The sequence below is a fragment of the Pseudomonas sp. Sample_9 genome, from assembly GCF_004307535.1.
Taxonomy (GTDB): domain Bacteria; phylum Pseudomonadota; class Gammaproteobacteria; order Pseudomonadales; family Pseudomonadaceae; genus Aquipseudomonas; species Aquipseudomonas mercuritolerans.
Map to the genome: position 1 here is coordinate 2224 of NZ_RAZO01000323.1, position 19843 is coordinate 22066.

Sequence of the window (19843 nt, forward strand, 5' to 3'; positions counted from 1 at the left end):
GCGGCAGGCCGATAAAGCGGAAATTGACGAAGGTCAGGAGGGTGGTGAGGCAGATGAAAGCGGCGACGAGTTCAAGCATCCGGGGTCCTTTGGATGGAGAGTGAATGGAGCGCGACCGGAGGTTGGACGCAGGGGTTTGATGGGGCGGGGTTGGCTGAGGGCACATTCGAATGGCGCGTCATGCTCAACATCCCCCCACCCCAGCCCTCTCCCGAGGGAGAGGGAGCTGACCGAGGTGTCTGGCGAGGTGCATCGACCTCGATGACCGGGTCGAGCGCGGCGAACTCTTCCAGCCAGAAGCCGGTTTTCTTGCCGGTGTTGCCGATCATGGATTCAGCGAAGCACGGTCAGGTCGGCGCAGCTCTCAAGCATCCCCCGATCAGTCCCCTCTCCCTCTGGGAGAGGGCTAGGGTGAGGGCTCTATCCGACACACCACGATCAGCCAGACACATTGACCGCACTCGCCCGCCGACGTTGCAGGTAAATGAACAACAGCGCCGTCAGCACCGTCAGCACGCCAACCAGCGCCCCGGTCCACGGCAGGTCCGCCAGATCCGCGCCGCTGGCAACCACCAGCCCGCCGATCCAGGCACCTGCTGCGTTGCCAAGGTTGAACGCGCTCTGGTTCAGCGTCGAACCCAGATTCGGCGCTTCATGCGCCTGATCGATGATCAACAGCTGCAGAATCGGGCACAGCGCAAAGGCGAAAATTCCCCACAGCACCAGGGTGATCGCCGCCGGAATCACCGCGCGGCTGGTCTGGCTGAACGCCGCGAGAATCACCACAACTGCCAGTGCCACGCCGACCAGTGACGGCAGCAAGCGGCTGTCGGCCAGACGCCCGCCGAGCATGCTGCCCGCTGTCAGGCCGACGCCGAACAACAGCAGCATCACTGTCACGCCGTGGGGGCTGACGCCAGTGATGTCTTGCAGAATCGGCGCGATATAGGTGAACACGCTGAACAGGCTGGTCGAGGCCAGCACGCTCATGCCCAGCGCCAACAAGACGTTGGCCTTGCCCAGCACCTTGAATTCGCTGGCGAGATTGGCCTTGTCCATCGCGATGTGTTTCGGCAGCCACAACCACTGCGCCAGCGCGGCGACAATGCCGATCACCGACACCGCCCAGAAGGTCGAGCGCCAGCCAGCGTATTGGCCAAGCGCTGTGCCGAGTGGCACGCCGAGCACGTTGGCCAGGGTCAGGCCGGTGAACATCATGGCAATCGCCTGCGCACGTTTGTTCGGCGCAACCAGCCCGGCAGCAACCACCGAGCCAATGCCGAAAAACGCCCCGTGACACAGCGCCGTGACCACCCGCGCCGCCATCAGCGTCGCGTAGTTCGGCGCGAGCGCGCAGAGCACGTTGCCGAGGATGAACATCAGCGTCATGCCCAGCAGTGTCGCTTTGCGCGGCATATTGGCGGTGCCGATCGCCAGGATCGGTGCGCCGAACACCACGCCCAGGGCGTAACCGGTGATCAGCAGCCCGGCATGAGGAATGCTTACCGCCAGATCGCGGGCAACGTCGGGCAGCAGGCCCATGATGACGAATTCGGTGGTGCCGATGCCGAACGCGGCAACGGCGAGTGCAAGCAAAGCGAGGGGCATGCGCAAGGTCTCTGTCGGTAGTCTTGACGCTTTGATCAGGCATACGCGTGCCAGCGACCGTTTTCGAAGAAAGCGGAGCAGGCAGCTTTTATTGGAATTTTTTGGTGTGCAGCTGAGTACGGCGTGGTGGGTTGCAGTATAAACAGCTGCTGACACATGGCGAATCAATAATCTGACTAATCGACGGCGCGCTGGAAGTGCCGTGTTATATCCAGCTGAAAGAACCTTTCTGCCGGGCGCGGCTCTTAGCCTGTGGGCAGGTGCTGATCGGCATGCTGGTGATGAATTTCTGATCGCTCGCCAATTTCTCCAATCGAAAAAAGGACGACGTTATGACAGTGGCTCTGTGGTGTGTGTTGATCGCGATTTTCCTGCCTTACGTGTGCACGATCGTGGCGAAGGCCACCGGCGGTTTCCGCCTCAAGGACAATTATGATCCACGGGACTTTCTCGACAGCGTCAATGGCGTCGCCCGTCGCGCCCACGCCGCGCAACTGAACAGCTTTGAAGTAACGCCTGCGTTTGCCGCTGCGGTGATCGTTGCGCATCTGGTCGGCACTGCGCAGCTGGTGACGGTCAATGTGCTGGCGGTGCTGTTTATCACCAGTCGCCTGCTGTACATCATCTGCTACCTGGCTGACTGGGCTGCACTGCGTTCGGTGGTGTGGTTTATCGGGATGGGGCTGATTGCTTCGTTTTTCTTTGTGTCCATTTAAAAGCAAGGTCAAAAGATCGCAGCCTGCGGCAGCTCCTACAGAGGAATGCATACTCCTGTAGGAGCTGCCGAAGGCTGCGATCTTTTGCTTTTAGGGTTTGTCAGCCACCTGCGGCACTTGCGGCAACTCTTGTCCTTTAGGCCAGAGCATCCAGATCTGCCCCTGCTGTTTCATGTCCCCGGCCAGTTGCCCGGCCGCATCACCCGTGCCCCAGAACAGATCCGCGCGCACCTCGCCGGCAATCGCGCCGCCGGTATCCTGCGCCGCGACCGGGCGCACCAGTGGGGTGCCATCCGGCTTGGTGGTCGACAGCCATAACAGACTGCCCAACGGAATCACCTTGCGATCCACCGCCGCGCTGTAGCCGGCGGTCAGCGGTACGTTCAGCGAGCCGCGTGGCCCTTCGTTGCTGTCCGGGTTGCGGGTGAAGAACACGTAGCTCGGGTTGCTGGCCAGCAGTTCCGGAATGCGCGTGGGGTTGGCCTTGGCCCAGTTGCTGATCGCGCTCATGGTCACGTCTTCTTTCTTCAGCTCGCCTTGCTCGACCAGCCAGCGACCGATCGGCCGGTACGGGTGGCCGTTCTGATCGGCGTAGGCGATGCGCAACTGTTTGCCGTCCTCGGTCTGAATCCGGCCCGAGCCCTGAATCTGCAGAAATTGCAGATTCATCGGATCAGTCAGATAGGCAACAACCGGTGCGTTCACGCCTTTGGATTCAATGGTCGCCGCGTCGTCGTAAGGCTTGAGCACGCGACCTTCGAGGCGGCCGCGCAGGCGCTTGCCTTTCAATTCCGGGTAGATGCTGTCGAGCGAGACGATGATCATGTCTTCCGGCACGCCATACACCGGCACGTTTGCTGTTGCGGTTGGCGTCAGGCTGCCGGGGTACACCGGTTCGTAGTAGCCGGTGATCAGACCATTGGGGTTGTCATTCTCGGCGCGCAGGCCGTAGACATCGAGATTCTGCTTGAGGAATGCGCGAATCTCGGCGGCGCTTTGCGGCACATTCACCGCCGCAGCGCAGGTCGGCCCCCAGACTGCGTCGGCTTTGAGTCGTGTGCAGGCGCTGCGCCACGAGCCGAAACCGGCGACCAGATCGCTGTCGGAAACCGCTGGCAAGGCTTCCCAGGTCGCGCTGGAATAGGTGGCCAGCGCATGGGTTTTCGGTTTGGCGCTGTCGCCGCCTGTGCAACCGGCGAGGATGGCGAGCAGTGGAAGGGTGACGATAAGCGGGTGACGCCAGGCCGTGAAGCGGCTGTTCATGGAGTGATTCCTGTGCCGGTTGGCCGAGTGCTCCATGCGCTCGACCAACCCGTATTTTTAATAGGGCTATTGGTGTTTGGCGGTGAGCCGAGGATACTGGCCGCCGATTTCCGCGACCTGAAGCCACCATGACTCTGAAACCCATTGCTGTTGTATTGCTGGCCTGCCTGACCTTGTCCGCCTGTGGCGGTGTCGACCCGAATTCGCCGCTGGGCCAGCGCAAGGCGATCTTCAAGCAGATGCTCAAGACCAGCGAAGACCTCGGCGGCATGTTGCGCGGGCGCATTGCCTTCGACGGGCCGAAATTTGCCGAGGGCGCGGTCAGACTTGATGCGTTGGCCCATGAGCCGTGGAAGCATTTTCCGCAGGTGCGCGAGGAAGATCACACCAGCGCCAAAGATGATGTCTGGCAGAAACAGGCGCGTTTTCAGGAACTGGCCCGCGCCCTCGAAGCGGCTACCGGTGAATTGGTGGTCGCCAGTCAGGTTCAGCCGTACAAGGCCAGCAGTCTTGGGCCGGCAGTGCAGAAAGTTGAAGATGCCTGCAGTGCTTGCCATAAAGAGTTTCGCGATCATTGATTTGTGTCGCTTGAGCTGAACCTTCGCGAGCAGGCTCGCTCCCACAGGGGATATGCATTCCAATGTGGGAGCGAGCCTGCTCGCGAAAGCGGTCTGCCATTCCCCTCCAGACTAATCTCTTACTTATCGATTTCGTCCAGCGCTTCCTGCAGTTCCTTGCGCGACTCGGCGAGCTTTTCCTTGCGCTTGTTGATCTTCTCCGGATCGCCCTTCTTCATGGCCTTGTCGAGGTCCGCCTGACGCTGGCTCACCTCATGCTTGGCCTCAAGCACTTTGTTCTCACGTTCTTTCTTCAGCCCGGCGTCGGTGCAATGTTCGTTCACTTCACGCAGTGCGGTTTCCAGGCCTGCCTGCTGCTCCATGTTGCCGCGCGACTTGGCCTGTTCGATCTGATTGATGATGCCCTGCTTCTTGGCAGCGCAACCGGTCAGGCCCGGGCCGTCTTCTTCGGCCATGACCGGAGCGGCCATGACGCCGCAAAGAGTAAGCAGGGCGAGCGGTGCGAGAAATTTCATAAAAGCTCCATGTGCAAAGGCAATCGGGGTTGGAGGGCACTGCGCTGTTGGAGCGTCTGGCCGGCCGTTGGGTTCCCGTCGGGCGGGGATTGCATGTTCAGAAGCCGTCGATTCCGGCGGCTTTCAGAGTTTCACTCAAAGCCACTACCTGCGGGTCGCGAAAGAATGCACTCAGTTGCGCGGCGCGTCCCGGGCCGATGCCGGCTTCTGCCTGCCATTGTTCAGTGTCGCGTTGTGCCAGGGCCTGCCACGAATCGTCCAGTTGTGCCTGTCCGGTCGGCGGCATGCCCAGGGCTTTCAACCATCGAGCAAACGGCTGTTGCCGCGCGCCGTGAAAACTATGGATCAGACGTGCGCTGCTGCGCTCGCCGAGGCCGGCAATGTTAGCAAGCTCTGACGCATCGAGGGTCAGCCAATCCAGCAGGTGTTTCAGACGGCCTGTTTCCAAAAGTTTCTCCCAGGTGCCGCGACCGACATGCTGCATGGCCAGGCCCTGCTTGCCACTGAGCCAGGTCAGACGCGCGAGAAATTGGCTTTCACACCCCGGCGTCGGTTGCCAGCAGCTCAGGGCGTGGTAGTCGCCAGCATCGGGGATGTTGATGTCCGCCCGTTCGTTGGTGCGCAGCACGACACTGTCGAGGCGCGGAATGGTCAGCCCGGCCAGACTGATTGCCACCTGATCGCCGGGACGGATGTCGAGGGTTTGCCAGCGCTTGAGTGAGCTGACGCTGACCCGTTTGATTTCGCGGTCATCGAGTCTGACCGGCAGCAGTTCCAGCACCGGCGTGATCCGCCCGGTGCGGCCGATCTTGAAATTGACCTTGCGCACTTCGGCCAATGCCTGGGCGAAAGGGTATTTCCAGGCGATCGCCCAATACGGCGCGCGAGCCTGCCAGCGTTCGGCAGGTGGCCGTTGGCTCTGACGCAGCACCACGCCGTCGCTGGCAAAGGGCAGGGGCGAGCGATACCAGTGCTCGCGCCATTTTTGTGCGTCTTCGAATCGGCTGACGGGCTGTGTAAAGGGCTCGGTTGTGGCGAACCCCAATGTCTGAAGTTCGGACAATCTTTCCGGCAGCCGCACAGGACCTTGCGGCCAGTCCCATACAAACAGACCGATCCCGGCGGCCTGGTCGGCATCCAGGGATTTGCGCCCCATCAGCCCGGCGATGGTGGCGCGGACATTGACGCTGCCGGACTGTGATTGAACATGTGCGTTCAGGCGCCAATAGAGTTCGCCCTGTACCAGCAGATCCCGTGGCTGACTCAACCGTTGCGGAATGGCTGCGATCCTGCGCGCGGAGGCGGTCCAGTCCTGGCCGTTGACCCCGTCACCGCGACTGATCACCTGCTGCAATATTCCCTGGCGGTAGATCAGCGTGACAGCCACGCCGTCGACCTTGGGCTGCACCCAGACGTTCTGGCGTCCGCGCAACCAGTGGGCGACGTCTTCGGCTTTGTGCAGCTTGTCCAGACCGGTGTGGGCGATGGGGTGCGTAACCGTGCCGGACGCGGTGCGCAACGGCTGCGGGGATGATGGTTGGTTGAAACAGGCTTGCCATTCTTTCAGCCGTAGCTGGGACTGGTCATAGAGTTCGTCGCTGATCAATGAACGGCCTTCGCGGTGATAGGCGTCGTCCCATTGGTCGATCCGGTTTTGCAGCAGCGTGATTTCGCGTTGGGCTTGGGATAAGGGCCAGTCGGGGCAATTTGCTTGGCTGACGAGGGTGATGAGTGCCAGCAGGAAGGCCAGCAACAGGCGCAGTGTGAAGAGCATCGTTGAGCGTCCTTGCTCGGGGGTGATGCTTGAAGGGTAGGTGAGGATCTGAAGAACGTTGCGCGGCTTTTTTGCGAACTGTTTCGGGGCAGGGGAACTGGTGCTGCACGGGCGGGCGCCTTCGCGAGCAGGCTCGCTCCCACAGGGATCTCGAAAATCTGTAAGGCATGAAAAAGCCCCGCACGGCGCGAACCGTGCGGGGCTTTCATGCAGCCAGGGTTTTACAGGCCAGCGGCGGAACGCAGGGCGTCGGCGCGGTCGGTTTTTTCCCAGGTGAACGTGGTGAAGCTGTCTTCGCCAACGGTCTTGGTCTGCGGTGCACGGCCGAAGTGGCCGTAGGCTGCGGTTTCCTGGTACATCGGGTGCAGCAGGTCAAGCATGGTGGTGATTGCGTATGGACGCAGATCGAATACTTCACGCACCAGTTTGATGATCTTGTCATCGCTGATCTTGCCGGTGCCGAAGGTGTTCAGCGAGATCGACGTAGGCTGAGCCACACCGATCGCGTAGGAAACCTGAATCTCGCAACGCTCGGCCAGGCCGGCTGCAACGATGTTCTTGGCCACGTAACGGCCAGCGTAGGCAGCCGAACGGTCAACCTTCGATGGATCCTTGCCGGAGAACGCGCCGCCGCCGTGACGGGCCATGCCGCCGTAGCTGTCGACGATGATCTTGCGACCGGTCAGACCGCAGTCACCTACCGGGCCGCCAATGATGAACTGGCCGGTCGGGTTGATGTGAAACTGGGTGTCCTTGCTCAGCAGTTCGGCAGGCAGTACGTGCTTGACGATCAGCTCCATCACGCCTTCGCGCAGGTCTTTGTACGACACTTCCGGGTTGTGCTGGGTCGACAGAACAACAGCGTCGATGCCGACAACCTTGCCGCCTTCGTAACGGCAGGTCACTTGCGACTTGGCATCCGGACGCAGCCAAGGCAGCAGGCCCGACTTGCGTGCTTCAGCCTGACGCTGCACCAGCTGGTGCGAGAAGGTGATCGGCGCTGGCATCAAAACGTCGGTTTCGTTGCTGGCGTAGCCGAACATCAGGCCCTGGTCGCCGGCGCCCTGATCTTCAGGCTTGGCACGGTCAACACCCTGATTGATGTCGGGGGACTGCTTGCCGATGATGTTCATCACGCCGCAGGTCGCGCCGTCGAAGCCGACTTCGGAGCTGGTGTACCCGATGTCGCAAATCACGTCACGAACGATCTGCTCCAGGTCGACCCAGGCGCTGGTGGTCACTTCACCGGCAACGATGGCCACGCCGGTCTTGACCAGGGTTTCCACGGCCACGCGAGCGTGTTTGTCCTGGGCAATAATGGCGTCCAGCACCGCATCGGAAATCTGGTCGGCGATTTTGTCCGGATGTCCTTCAGACACGGACTCGGAGGTGAAGAGGGAGTATTCGCTCATCTCGATGTTTTCCTGAATTTACCGATGGTGAGTGTCGCCAGCCGGTCGCTGAAAGTGGCGAACCTGGATCTGGAAACCATTACGTAAGCCTACATAGAGGCTTTCCCCGGGAACGAGTCCCGCAGCGGTGGCCCAACGGGCCAGATCGTCCTGTTCAAACCCCAACCAGAGATCACCGCAGGCCTCCCTGGCCCAACTCTGGTTGTGGCTACATAACTCTGTCACGAGCAGGCTACCGCCCGGTTGCAGCAAGTCGGCCATGTGCCTGAGCGCATCGGCCGGGGCGGCGAAATGGTGCAGGACCATGTTCAACACCACGCAATCGGCTTGAAGGCTTGTGCCGTTCAATGCATCGGCCAATTGCAGGCTGACGTTAGCCAGCTGTTCACGTTCACACACCTGACGCGCCAGTTCGAGCATCGCCGGGCTGTTGTCCAGCGCGGTTACGGTGCCGAAGCGACGGGCCAGTTCTGGCAGAAAAGCACCATCGCCGGGGCCGACTTCAATGGCCGTGGCTGCACCATCGAAGTTCAGTTTGTCGAGCAGGGCCAGCACGCTGTCACGGTACTGCGGCAGGCCTGCGATCAAATCCTGCTGGGCACGGAATTTTTCCGCGACCCGGGCGAAAAAGTCCCGGCTGGCGGCGGCACGCTGACCATGAACCTGCTCGATGCGCGCTTGCACTTCATCAGGCAGATGCAGATTGTCGACTTCTTCCAGCAATGCCGCATGCAGCTTGCCGCCGAGCAATTCGCTGTGGGGCAGGGCGCGACGATAGAAAATCGCGTTGCCCTCACGGCGTGTCGCCACCAGATCGGCTTGCGCCAGCACCTTGAGGTGATGGCTCATGCCCGACTGGCCGATGCCGAAAATCTGCGCGAGCTCCAGCACGCCAAACGAATCGTTGGCCAGCGCGCGCAATACATTCAGCCGCAGCGGATCGCCGCCGGCCTTGCACAGGGCCGCCAGCTCGTCGCAATCGTCATGGCGAATGGAAGGCACGCGTAAGTTCATAGGGCTGGCAGTCTAGAGACGGGGGCAAGGCACCGCAAGGCCAATATCAAAAAGTTTTGATATTGCTCGATAAATGGCACTTCTCGGCGGACGGCAGTCTCTACAAACGAATAGCGGAAAGGTTTCACCAAGCGAAACCTGCTCTATCGATTGGAAAAACGCCTGTCGATGACTATCTGTCATTGCCCCGAGGCGCATGGGTGAGGGAAAATGCCCTCCTTTTTTCCGTTTCAGTCTATTCACACCCAGGAGATCAGCGATGCCTAGCCGTCGTGAGCGTGCCAACGCCATTCGTGCCCTCAGCATGGATGCCGTGCAAAAAGCCAACAGCGGCCATCCCGGTGCCCCTATGGGTATGGCAGATATTGCCGAAGTGCTGTGGCGCGACTACCTCAAGCACAACCCGAGCAACCCGTCGTTCGCCGACCGTGACCGCTTCGTGCTGTCCAACGGCCACGGCTCGATGTTGATCTACTCGCTGCTGCACCTGACCGGCTACGACCTGTCGATCGACGACCTCAAGCAGTTCCGTCAACTGCACAGCCGCACTCCAGGCCACCCGGAATTCGGTTACACCCCGGGCGTTGAAACCACCACTGGTCCGCTGGGTCAGGGCCTGGCCAACGCCGTCGGTTTCGCCTTGGCGGAAAAAGTCATGGGCGCGCAGTTCAACCGTCCCGGCCACAACATCGTTGACCACCACACCTATGTGTTCCTCGGTGATGGCTGCATGATGGAAGGCATTTCCCACGAAGTCGCCTCTCTGGCCGGCACGCTGGGCCTGGGCAAGCTGATCGCCTTCTACGATGACAACGGCATTTCCATCGACGGCGAAGTCGAAGGCTGGTTCACCGATGACACGCCGAAGCGTTTCGAAGCCTACAACTGGCAGGTGATCCGCAACGTCGACGGTCACGACCCTGAAGAAATCAAGATCGCGATCGAAACGGCACGCAAAAGCGAGCAGCCGACCCTGATCTGCTGCAAGACCACCATCGGCTTCGGTTCGCCGAACAAGCAAGGCAAGGAAGACTGCCACGGCGCCCCACTGGGTGACGCGGAAATCGCCCTGACCCGTCAGGCGCTGAACTGGAACCACGGCCCGTTCGAAATCCCGGCCGAGATCTATGCCGAGTGGGACGCCAAGGAAGCTGGCCGCGCGGTCGAAGCCGAGTGGGATCAGCGTTTCGCCGCTTACTCCGCTGCATTCCCGACTGAAGCCAACGAGCTGATCCGCCGTCTGAGCGGCGAGCTGCCGGCCGACTTCTCGGAAAAAGCCTCGGCCTACATCGCCGAAGTCGCGGCCAAGGGCGAAACCATCGCCAGCCGCAAAGCCAGCCAGAACACCCTCAACGCCTTCGGCCCGCTGCTGCCGGAAATGCTCGGCGGTTCGGCTGACCTCGCCGGCTCCAACCTGACCCTGTGGAAAGGCTGCAAAGGCGTCAGCGCTGAAGATGCCAGCGGCAACTACATGTACTATGGCGTGCGCGAGTTCGGCATGACCGCGATCATGAACGGCGTCGCCCTGCACGGCGGTCTGGTGCCTTACGGCGCGACGTTCCTGATGTTCATGGAATACGCACGCAACGCCGTACGTATGTCGGCTTTGATGAAGAAGCGCGTGATCCACGTCTACACCCACGACTCCATCGGTCTGGGCGAAGACGGCCCGACGCACCAGCCGATCGAGCAATTGACCAGCCTGCGCAGCACGCCGAACCTCGACACCTGGCGCCCAGCCGATGCCGTGGAATCGGCAGTGGCCTGGAAAAACGCTCTGGAGCGCAAGGACGGCCCGTCGGCGCTGATCTTCTCGCGGCAGAACCTGCAACATCAGGAACGCGACGCTGGGCAGATTGCCAACATCAGCCGTGGCGGTTATGTGCTCAAGGATTGCGCAGGCGAGCCTGAGCTGATCCTGATCGCCACCGGTTCGGAAGTCGGTCTGGCGGTTCAAGCCTTCGACAAACTGACCGAGCAGGGCCGCAAGGTTCGCGTGGTGTCCATGCCGTGCACCAGCGCGTTCGATGCTCAGGATGCCGAGTACAAGCAGTCGGTGCTGCCGTTGCAGGTCAGCGCACGTATCGCCATCGAAGCCGCCCACGCCGATTTCTGGTTCAAGTATGTGGGTCTGGAAGGTCGTGTGATCGGCATGACCACCTACGGTGAGTCGGCGCCGGCTTCGGCATTGTTCGAAGAGTTCGGTTTTACCCTGGAAAACATCCTCGGTCAGGCTGAAGAGCTGCTGGAAGACTAAATCTGACAGTTATGTTGTCCGGGCTGACGCCTTCGCGAGCAGGCTCGCTCCCACAGGGAAATGCATTCCAATGTGGGAGCGAGCCTGCTCGCGAAAGCGTTGGTTCAGGCAATATCGCACTGCATGATTCACCACGGTAATCGAGAACCCCATGCCTCAACCGCGTCCCTACAAAGTTGCACTCAACGGCTACGGCCGCATTGGTCGTTGCGTCTTGCGGGCGTTGTTCGAGCGCGGCGCGCAGGCCGGGTTTGAAATTGTCGCGATCAACGACCTGGCCGACATGGCCAGCATCGAATACCTGACACGCTTCGACTCCACCCACGGCCGGTTTCCCGGCGAAGTGCGGGTTGAAGGCGATTGTCTGCATATCAATGGCGACTGCGTGAAGGTCCTGCGCAGTGCCACCCCCGAAGGCATCGATTGGGCGTCGCTGGGCGTCGATCTGGTGCTGGAATGCTCCGGCGCTTACCACACCCGTGCCGATGGCCAGCGGTTTCTCGACGCCGGCGCACCGCGCGTGCTGTTCTCGCAGCCGATGGCCAGCGAAGCGGATGTCGACGCCACCATCGTCTACGGCGTCAATCAGGACTGCCTGACCGGCGATGAACTGCTGGTGTCCAACGCCTCCTGCACCACCAACTGCGGCGTGCCGCTGCTGCGTCTGCTCGATCAGGCGATCGGTCTGGATTACGTGTCGATCACCACGATTCACTCGGCAATGAACGATCAGCCAGTGATCGACGCTTATCACCACGAAGACCTGCGCCGCACGCGTTCGGCGTTCCAGTCGGTGATCCCGGTGTCCACTGGTCTGGCACGCGGTATCGAGCGCCTGCTGCCGGAACTTGCCGGGCGAATTCAGGCCAAAGCCGTGCGCGTGCCGACAGTCAACGTGTCCTGCCTCGACATCACGATGCAGACCGCCACCGCGACTGACGCCAATGAGGTCAACCGGATCCTGCGCGAAGCCGCCACCAGCGGCCCGCTCAAAGGCCTTTTGGCCTACACCGAGTTGCCGCACGCCAGCTGTGATTTCAACCATGACCCACATTCGGCCATCGTCGATGCCAGTCAGACCCGTGTCTCCGGCCCCAAACTGGTGAACATCCTGGCCTGGTTCGACAACGAATGGGGTTTTGCCAACCGAATGCTGGACGTTGCAGACCACTATCTGCAAACAGCAACTTCAAAAAAACCGTAGGAAGTGCGACCCATGACCGTGTTGAAGATGTCCGACCTCGATCTGCAAGGTAAGCGCGTATTGATCCGCGAAGACCTCAACGTCCCCGTCAAGGACGGTGTTGTCACCAGCGACGCGCGCATCCTGGCTTCGCTGCCGACCATCAAGCTGGCCCTGGAAAAAGGCGCGGCAGTGATGGTCTGCTCGCACTTGGGCCGTCCTACCGAAGGCGAATTCTCCGCCGAGAACAGCCTGAAACCTGTTGCCGACTACCTGAGCAAGGCGCTCGGCCGCGAAGTGCCGCTGGTGGCTGACTACCTCGGCGGTGTCGAGGTCAAGGCTGGCGACATCGTGCTGTTCGAAAACGTGCGCTTCAACAAGGGCGAGAAAAAGAACGCCGACGACCTGGCCCAGCAATACGCGGCCCTGTGCGACGTGTTCGTGATGGACGCTTTCGGCACTGCTCACCGCGCCGAAGGTTCGACCCATGGTGTAGCCAAGTTCGCCAAAGTCGCTGCCGCTGGCCCGTTGCTGGCCGCTGAACTGGACGCACTGGGCAAAGCCCTGGGCGCACCGGCCAAGCCAATGGCGGCCATTGTTGCCGGCTCCAAGGTCTCGACCAAGCTCGACGTACTCAACAGCCTGAGCCAGATCTGCGATCAACTGATCGTCGGCGGCGGCATCGCCAACACCTTCCTCGCTGCCGCCGGCCACCCGGTTGGCAAATCGCTGTACGAACCGGACCTGCTCGACACCGCCCGTGAAATCGCGGCGAAAGTCAGCGTGCCGTTGCCGGTTGACGTCGTGGTCGCCAAGGAATTTGCCGAAAGCGCTGAAGCGACTGTGAAGCTGATCGCTGATGTTGCGGCTGACGACATGATTCTCGACATCGGCCCACAAACCGCAGCCAACTTCGCCGAGCTGCTGAAGTCGTCGAAAACCATTCTGTGGAACGGCCCGGTCGGCGTGTTCGAGTTCGATCAGTTCGGTAACGGCACCAAAGTGCTGGCCCTGGCTATCGCTGAAAGCTCGGCATTCTCCATTGCCGGCGGTGGCGACACCCTGGCGGCGATCGATAAATATGGCGTGGCTGAGCAGATCTCCTACATTTCCACCGGTGGTGGCGCGTTCCTCGAATTCGTCGAGGGCAAGGTGCTGCCTGCCGTTGAAGTCCTGGAAAGCCGGGCCAAGGCCTGAGGCCGCCCGTTTGGCCAGGCAAAGGAGTGTTCACATGGTCAAGTCGTTAGCGCTGTTGTTGCTGACCGGTACGCTGGCGGCCTGCGGGAGCACCCCGAAGGCTGACGCGACGCCAGCACCGAGCGAGCCGCAGAAGGGCTGTTATCAGGCCGACTGGCAGGCCGAAACCAACCCGGTGCTGAACAAGCGCTCGGGCCCGGACGGCCTGGACAAATACGAGACGCAAACCCCGGTCAAGGAACATGGTTGTCCTTGACGGGTCTGACTCTTTAACTCAGGGCTGGCGGCGTGCGTCGTCAGTCGAGGAACACGGATGAAAGGCTTGATCGCCGTTGCGGCGTTGGCATTGTTAGGCGGTTGCGCGCAGTTGAACCTGTTTCAGGCGTCGGCCCCGGCGGACAACTGGACGACCTGGACCTGCGACAGCCAGGCCAAGGTGTTGTGGCGTTACGCCGATGCCGGCCAGAAGGCAGTCGACGTTCGCCTCGGCGGCGGTGATCAGGTCTATCGCCTGAAAGAAGAGCCGGGCGCCTCGGGCACGCTGTACAGCGATGGCATGCTGGCGTTTCACGTCAAGGGTGACGAAGGCCTGGTGTACTGGGTCGCCACCAATGACCTGATTGGCCGTGGTTGCAAGGCCGAGTAACACGATTGAATTGATGTACAAAGATCCAAATGTGGGAGCGAGCCTGCTCGCGAAAGCAATCTTGCCGTCGATGATGCAGTGTCTGTCAGACCGCTTTCGCGAGCAGGCTCGCTCCCACAGGGATTCTCTGTTGTTCACACAGTTTTGGTAACACCGAATCACCAGGCCGGGCCTCAACCCCCGATCTGCATTAACTTGAATAGCCGCCGCCGCTCCGGCAGGCTGGCACGATCAACGACCCTCAACCGGGAGAGACACACACAATGGCACTTATCAGCATGCGCCAGATGCTGGACCACGCAGCCGAGTTCGGCTACGGCGTTCCAGCCTTCAACGTCAACAACCTTGAGCAGATGCGCGCCATCATGGAAGCCGCTGACAAGACTGACTCCCCGGTGATCGTCCAGGCTTCGGCCGGCGCCCGCAAATACGCCGGCGCACCATTCCTGCGTCACCTGATCCTGGCCGCGATCGAAGAGTTCCCGCACATCCCGGTGTGCATGCACCAGGACCACGGCACCAGCCCTGACGTCTGCCAGCGTTCGATTCAACTGGGCTTCAGCTCGGTGATGATGGACGGCTCGCTGGGCGAAGACGGCAAGACCCCGACCGACTACGACTACAACGTCCGCGTTACCCAACAAACCGTGGCCATGGCCCACGCCTGCGGCGTTTCGGTAGAAGGCGAGCTGGGCTGCCTGGGTTCGCTGGAAACCGGCATGGCCGGTGAAGAAGACGGTATCGGCGCTGAAGGCGTTCTGGATCACAGCCAGATGCTGACCGACCCGGAAGAAGCCGCTGACTTCGTCAAGCGCACCCAGGTCGACGCCCTGGCCATCGCCATCGGCACCAGCCACGGCGCCTACAAGTTCACCAAGCCACCCACCGGCGACGTGCTGGCGATCGACCGCATCAAGGAAATCCACAAGCGCATCCCGAACACTCACCTGGTGATGCACGGTTCGTCCTCCGTGCCACAAGAGTGGCTGGCGATCATCAACCAGTACGGCGGCGACATCAAAGAAACCTACGGCGTCCCGGTTGAAGAAATCGTCGAAGGCATCAAGCACGGCGTGCGCAAGGTCAACATCGACACCGACCTGCGCCTGGCCTCCACCGGCGCCATGCGCCGTCTGATGGCCACCAACCCGAGCGAATTCGACCCGCGTAAATTCTTCGGCGCCACCGTGACTGCGATGCGTGACGTGTGCATCGCGCGTTACGAAGCGTTTGGTACTGCGGGTAATGCTTCGAAGATCAAACCGATCTCGCTGGAAGCGATGTACCAGCGTTATCTGAAGGGTGAGTTGAACGCCAAGGTTAACTGAGCCTGAGTGTTGAGCTGATTAAAAGAAACCCGCCGATAGGCGGGTTTTTTGTCGGCAAATATTACGCCTGACGAAGTGATTTAAAGTAAGAGCAATTTATAATGCTTCGAAGACTCAGCAGATCTCGCTGGAGGCGATCTATCCGCGTCATCGGAAGGATGAGATAAACGTTGAGGTTAACTGATTTATCCATTTTTGTCGGTAATAAAAAAGTCAGCTTCTTGTGAATTTGATTCCGTAGGTCTGGCCGACATTCGGCCCACCTGATTCAACTTTAACCGTACCTTCCAAGTAGCTGTCGGTCCCGTCAGACGATTTCATCTTGATCGAGAGAGAGCTTGGGCCATGGTTAAGCTCATCTCTTTTCGTGGCATCTGATTTCGCTTGAAGATTAAAAGATCTGGTGGGGTTTTGTATAGGTGCCAGTGACGATAAAATCGAGTCCGCAATAGTCCATGTAGCCTTTACTTATATTGCCGTTTTGCTGGCCTAGATCGTCAAATTTGAGTGTGGCGGCATGTTGCTCACTAGCGTTGAATACGAAGCCATTGTAAGTTTTCATAATGTTCACCTTCTGCATTCGAGTATTAAAGTCAAATAGGTTGTCTCCTGTTGCGTTCATGAGGTTAGGCAAGAAAGGCTCGCAGGTAACCTGATATAAATGACAGTTGTTTATAATCTTTAGCTATGGATGATGCATGCGGACTTAATTTTTTGATCTGTGAGATGAGCCAGTGAAATAATCTGCGGGGTTACTGGAGGAGTTCGATGTATCGGCGTGTCCCCTTTATCGGTCCCTTTGTCGATGAAGGTCATAGATGCTATTTAACATTATTCAATAGGTCTGGTGCATGCTGAGCCGTTGGACACCATAGAAAACGTAAAAGCAAAAATTCAAGATAAAGAGGGTATTTCACCCGATCAGCAACGCCTGATTTTTGCTGGCAAACAGCTCGACGATGGTCGAGCATTGTCTGACTACAAGAAAAAAAGGAGCAGTTCTTGACTTGGTCCTTAGATGGTAGAACGGTAATCACGGCTTCCGCTGTATTATTTTTTTTGTGATCGCCGAGCTGTAGATCCGGTTATTGAACGTCCGGTGATGCAGAAAGGATTTTGAAGGTCAATCCGATCTCGCTGAGGTGCGATCTTTCGATTTGTCTTTTCAGCATCCAAAACAATCAAAAGATCGTAGCCCGCAGTGGCTCTTACAGGAGGACGTAAGCTATTTGTCGTGATCAATATCCAGTTTGGTAAACGTCACCTGCCCACCTTCACTGGTGTAGCCAGTGTTGTCCTGCACATAAACCCCAGCCTTGAAGTACAACGGCTTGTCGCGCCAGGTCGCGCTGATTTGGGAGTCCCACTGATACCCCGCCGCACTCACGCCCAGGGCACCGCCGGGGCTCAAGTGGATGAGGTAGTTGAATTCGCGATCAAGCTTGACGCCGGTGGCGAGGGTGATGACGCGGCTTTCGGCGTCGTCCGGGCGCATGCGCACTTTGATCACCAGATTGCCGGTCTGGGTTTTTTCCTTGTACTGATATTCGAGCTTGACCATCGGCCGCTGGCTTTCGTACGCGTGGATCTGGCCGATGACGATCTTGCCCGAGCTCGGCACCTTGTTCACCGCGAGGGTCGCGCGCAGCAGGTTGTCGGCGTCCGGGTAGTACCAGTTGCGCAGGGTGCCGTTGCTGTAGGTTTCGCGCAGTTCGGTACGCGGGTAGATGGCGTTTTCGGTTTTCGAGCCAGTCACCGGGGACCAGAAGAACAGGGTGCCGGTGTCGGAATGGAAGTACTGATCCTTGAAGCCATCCACCAGTTTTGAGGTTTCGACGGTGTACGGCGGGCTGCCAACAGGAACGCTGAGGTTCCAGGTTGCGAGGTCGATCATGACGGTTCTTCCAATCAATTCATCCGGAACGCCGGTGCCAGAAGCTCTAGCCCGCGCGTTTTCGGGCGTCTTTATAAGCGTAGCGGCAATTTTTGTTAATGCCCGCCCGGCGATTACTTGACGTCAAAGTCCTGTCGAAATGCCATCCCGCCCGGTTTTCGGGGGCTGTAGCGGTGACCGTTAGTCGGCTGGGTTGAGCATTGTTTAAATGATGGCGGGATGACAGCTTCTGCTTTCACTGATCCGCGTCTAGAGTGAAGGCTCAGTACGTCTATGGTTTTGCCGGCAACCGGTCCCGATAAGAGAAGCAGCATGGAATGCGCGCAACCCCAGCCAGGTGAAGGCAGCTCGGTCCTTTTGATCGTCGATGATTACCCCGAAAACCTGATCAGCATGCGCGCGTTGTTGCAGCGTCAGGATTGGCACGTGATGACCGCCGCCTCGGGTTTCGAGGCGCTGAACCTTTTGCTCGAACACGACATCGACCTGGTCCTGCTCGATGTGCAGATGCCCGGCATGGACGGTTTCGAGGTCGCGCGCTTGATGCGCGGCAGCCAGCGCACGCGGCTGACGCCGATCATTTTCCTCACCGCCAACGAGCAATCCCAGGACGCCGTGATCAAGGGCTATGCCAGCGGCGCGGTGGATTACCTGTTCAAGCCATTCGATCCGCAAATCCTCAAGCCCAAGGTCCAGGCGCTGCTCGAGCACCAGCGCAATCGCCGTGCCTTGCAACGCCTGAGTCATGACCTGGAAGTGGCGCGCGCCTTCAATGCCTCGGTGCTGGACAACGCCGCCGAAGGCATTCTGGTATTGAGCGAGGACGGCGTGATCCGCTTTGCCAACCCGGCGATTTCGCGACTGCTCAATGCGCCGGTGAAGGATCTGGAAGGCAAGGAGTTTCTCGATTTCCTGCAGAAGCCACACATTCCCCTGTGGGCCGATTCCGAGTTCTACGCCGGTTACCTGCGCGGTGAAACCCTGCGCCTGCATGATGCGTTGTTGCGTACTGCGCCGGGGCAGCAAGTGCCGGTGGCATTGTCCTGCGCGCCGCTGCCCTCGGAGCAGCACGCGATGGTGGTGACGGTGCTGGACATGTCGGTGGTGCGTCATTTGCACCAGCAATTGGAATTTCAGGCGGTGACCGATCCGCTGACCGGCCTGCTCAACCGGCGCGGGTTCTACCAGACCGTGGAAAACCTGTTGTTGCGCGGCGAACGCAGCGACAGCAGCTGGGTGCTGCTCTACCTCGATCTCGATGGCTTCAAACGGGTCAATGATTCCCTCGGCCATGACGCCGGCGACCGCGTGTTGCGTTGGGTCTCCGAACAATTGAAGGCGTGCCTGCGGCCGTTCGATATTCTCGCGCGCATGGGCGGCGATGAATTTACCGCGCTGCTGGATCTGGAGTTCCCCGAGCAAGCGGCGAAGATTGCCGAAAAACTCATCGAACGGGTATCGGTCTGTCAGCAGATCGAAGGCCTGGATATCGTCCTTGGCGCCAGTATCGGCATCGCTACTTATCCCGACTGTGGCCGTAACCTCGACGGCTTGCTGCGCGCTTCGGACATTGCCATGTACGAAGCCAAGCGTGCCGGGCGTCAGCAATATCGCTTCTACGATCATGAAATGAACGGCCGCGCACGTTCGCGTCTGATGCTTGAAGACAGCGTACGCGAGGCTATCGAGAATCGTGATTTCAATCTGGTCTATCAGCCGCAGGTGGCGATCGGCAGCGGGCAGATTCGCGGGTTCGAAGCGCTGCTGCGCTGGCAGCACCCGAGCGTCGGCGATGTGCCCCCGGGGTTGTTTCTGCCGTTGCTGGAAGAGGCGCGCCTGATCAGTCGCCTCGGCAGCTGGATCTACCACCGTGGCGCCGGCCAGCGCAAAGCCTGGGAAGCGCTGTTTGCCGATGATCTGGTGCTCGGCGTGAGCCTGAGCAACACCCAGTTCGGCCTGCCGAATCTGGTCACCGAATTGCGTCAGGTCATGGAACGCCATGCGCTGCAACCGCAGCAACTGGAAGTCGAGGTCACCGAAGAAGCGTTGATGCAAAACCCCGACGAAACCCGCAAGCAACTACGCTTGCTGCGTCATCTCGGGGTGCGTGTGGCACTGGATGATTTCGGTTCCGGGCCTTGCTCGCTGACGCATCTGCGCGATCTGGAACTGGACACGCTGAAGCTCGACCGCCACCTGATCGCGCGCCTGCCGGACTCGCCACGCGATGCGGCGCTGGTGAGCATGGTGCTCGACCTGTGCAAGCAATACGGGTTGCTGGTGATTGCCGAAGGAGTGGAAACCCTCGAGCAATATCAGTGGCTGCAAGCCCATGGCTGCGAATACGTGCAGGGCTTCCTCGTCGCGCGGCCGTTGATCGCCGAAGACGCCGTGCGCTTCGCCGAGCCGTTCGACTGGAGCGCGCTGCCTGGCTGAATTCGCTACACTGGCGCACCTT

18 protein-coding genes are annotated in these 19843 nt (G+C 59.9%); 9 read left to right on the forward strand and 9 right to left on the reverse strand.

Annotation, left to right across the window (positions count from 1 at the left end):
• Together D6877_RS29980 and D6877_RS18055 are read right to left on the reverse strand one after the other, a co-directional pair.
• On the reverse strand, positions 1 to 79 hold a 79-nt coding region (locus D6877_RS29980; RefSeq protein WP_241662923.1), incomplete at its 3' end, for a hypothetical protein.
• Between the two features lie 359 nt (positions 80 to 438).
• On the reverse strand, positions 439 to 1608 hold the full coding sequence (locus D6877_RS18055) for an MFS transporter (RefSeq protein WP_071173880.1): 1170 nt from the start codon (positions 1606 to 1608) through the stop codon (positions 439 to 441).
• Positions 1609 to 1940: 332 nt separating this feature from the next.
• On the opposite strand from D6877_RS18055, the gene D6877_RS18060 reads away from it, so the two are divergent.
• Positions 1941 to 2324, forward strand: coding sequence for an MAPEG family protein (locus tag D6877_RS18060; protein WP_130911654.1), 384 nt, complete (start codon positions 1941 to 1943; stop codon positions 2322 to 2324).
• A gap of 90 nt (positions 2325 to 2414) precedes the next feature.
• Here D6877_RS18060 and D6877_RS18065 read toward each other — a convergent pair whose 3' ends face one another.
• Positions 2415 to 3587: an MltA domain-containing protein gene (locus D6877_RS18065; protein ID WP_130911655.1), complete on the reverse strand. Its 1173-nt coding sequence runs from the start codon at positions 3585 to 3587 to the stop codon at positions 2415 to 2417.
• Positions 3588 to 3715: 128 nt separating this feature from the next.
• On the opposite strand from D6877_RS18065, the gene D6877_RS18070 reads away from it, so the two are divergent.
• The gene (locus D6877_RS18070; protein WP_130911656.1) at positions 3716 to 4165 is read left to right on the forward strand and encodes a cytochrome c; all 450 of its coding nucleotides are present in this window, start codon (positions 3716 to 3718) and stop codon (positions 4163 to 4165) included.
• A 119-nt stretch (positions 4166 to 4284) separates the two neighbouring features.
• On the opposite strand, the gene D6877_RS18075 is transcribed toward D6877_RS18070, so the two are convergent.
• The 4 genes from D6877_RS18075 to D6877_RS18090 all read right to left on the reverse strand — a co-directional run bounded on the left by D6877_RS18075 (position 4285) and on the right by D6877_RS18090 (position 8880).
• Positions 4285 to 4680: a DUF1090 domain-containing protein gene (locus D6877_RS18075; protein WP_016772779.1), complete on the reverse strand. Its 396-nt coding sequence runs from the start codon at positions 4678 to 4680 to the stop codon at positions 4285 to 4287.
• A gap of 97 nt (positions 4681 to 4777) precedes the next feature.
• Positions 4778 to 6454 carry an NAD-dependent DNA ligase LigB gene (ligB, locus tag D6877_RS18080; RefSeq protein ID WP_130911657.1) on the reverse strand — a complete coding sequence of 559 codons (1677 nt, stop codon included), beginning with the start codon at positions 6452 to 6454 and terminating at the stop codon, positions 4778 to 4780.
• A 221-nt stretch (positions 6455 to 6675) separates the two neighbouring features.
• Positions 6676 to 7866: a methionine adenosyltransferase gene (gene metK / locus D6877_RS18085; RefSeq protein WP_024014624.1), complete on the reverse strand. Its 1191-nt coding sequence runs from the start codon at positions 7864 to 7866 to the stop codon at positions 6676 to 6678.
• Between the two features lie 18 nt (positions 7867 to 7884).
• Entirely contained in the window at positions 7885 to 8880 is a 996-nt protein-coding gene (locus tag D6877_RS18090) for a metalloregulator ArsR/SmtB family transcription factor (RefSeq protein ID WP_130911658.1), read from the reverse strand.
• A 259-nt stretch (positions 8881 to 9139) separates the two neighbouring features.
• Between D6877_RS18090 and tkt the strand changes: the two genes are divergently transcribed.
• From tkt to fba, 6 genes are all read left to right on the forward strand, one after another.
• The gene (gene tkt, locus D6877_RS18095; RefSeq protein WP_130911659.1) at positions 9140 to 11137 is read left to right on the forward strand and encodes a transketolase; all 1998 of its coding nucleotides are present in this window, start codon (positions 9140 to 9142) and stop codon (positions 11135 to 11137) included.
• Between the two features lie 151 nt (positions 11138 to 11288).
• Entirely contained in the window at positions 11289 to 12341 is a 1053-nt protein-coding gene (gene epd, locus D6877_RS18105; RefSeq protein ID WP_130911661.1) for an erythrose-4-phosphate dehydrogenase, read from the forward strand.
• Positions 12342 to 12353: 12 nt separating this feature from the next.
• On the forward strand, positions 12354 to 13517 hold the full coding sequence (locus D6877_RS18110; RefSeq protein WP_130911662.1) for a phosphoglycerate kinase: 1164 nt from the start codon (positions 12354 to 12356) through the stop codon (positions 13515 to 13517).
• Positions 13518 to 13551: 34 nt separating this feature from the next.
• The gene (locus D6877_RS18115; protein WP_016772786.1) at positions 13552 to 13773 is read left to right on the forward strand and encodes a hypothetical protein; all 222 of its coding nucleotides are present in this window, start codon (positions 13552 to 13554) and stop codon (positions 13771 to 13773) included.
• Between the two features lie 57 nt (positions 13774 to 13830).
• Entirely contained in the window at positions 13831 to 14163 is a 333-nt protein-coding gene (locus D6877_RS18120; protein WP_130911663.1) for an MliC family protein, read from the forward strand.
• 263 nt (positions 14164 to 14426) lie between these two features.
• Complete coding sequence (gene fba, locus D6877_RS18125) at positions 14427 to 15491, forward strand: class II fructose-bisphosphate aldolase (RefSeq protein ID WP_008081027.1); 1065 nt, start codon at positions 14427 to 14429, stop codon at positions 15489 to 15491.
• A gap of 391 nt (positions 15492 to 15882) precedes the next feature.
• On the opposite strand, the gene D6877_RS29985 is transcribed toward fba, so the two are convergent.
• Positions 15883 to 16053 (reverse strand): hypothetical protein, encoded by a 171-nt coding sequence (locus D6877_RS29985; RefSeq protein WP_241662922.1) that lies wholly within the window; start codon positions 16051 to 16053, stop codon positions 15883 to 15885.
• Between the two features lie 663 nt (positions 16054 to 16716).
• Positions 16717 to 17385: a polysaccharide lyase family 7 protein gene (locus D6877_RS18140; protein WP_016772792.1), complete on the reverse strand. Its 669-nt coding sequence runs from the start codon at positions 17383 to 17385 to the stop codon at positions 16717 to 16719.
• 312 nt (positions 17386 to 17697) lie between these two features.
• Here D6877_RS18140 and D6877_RS18145 point away from each other — a divergent pair, with 312 nt between their 5' ends.
• The gene (locus D6877_RS18145) at positions 17698 to 19821 is read left to right on the forward strand and encodes an EAL domain-containing protein (protein ID WP_130911664.1); all 2124 of its coding nucleotides are present in this window, start codon (positions 17698 to 17700) and stop codon (positions 19819 to 19821) included.
• Positions 19822 to 19843 lie beyond the last annotated feature (22 nt).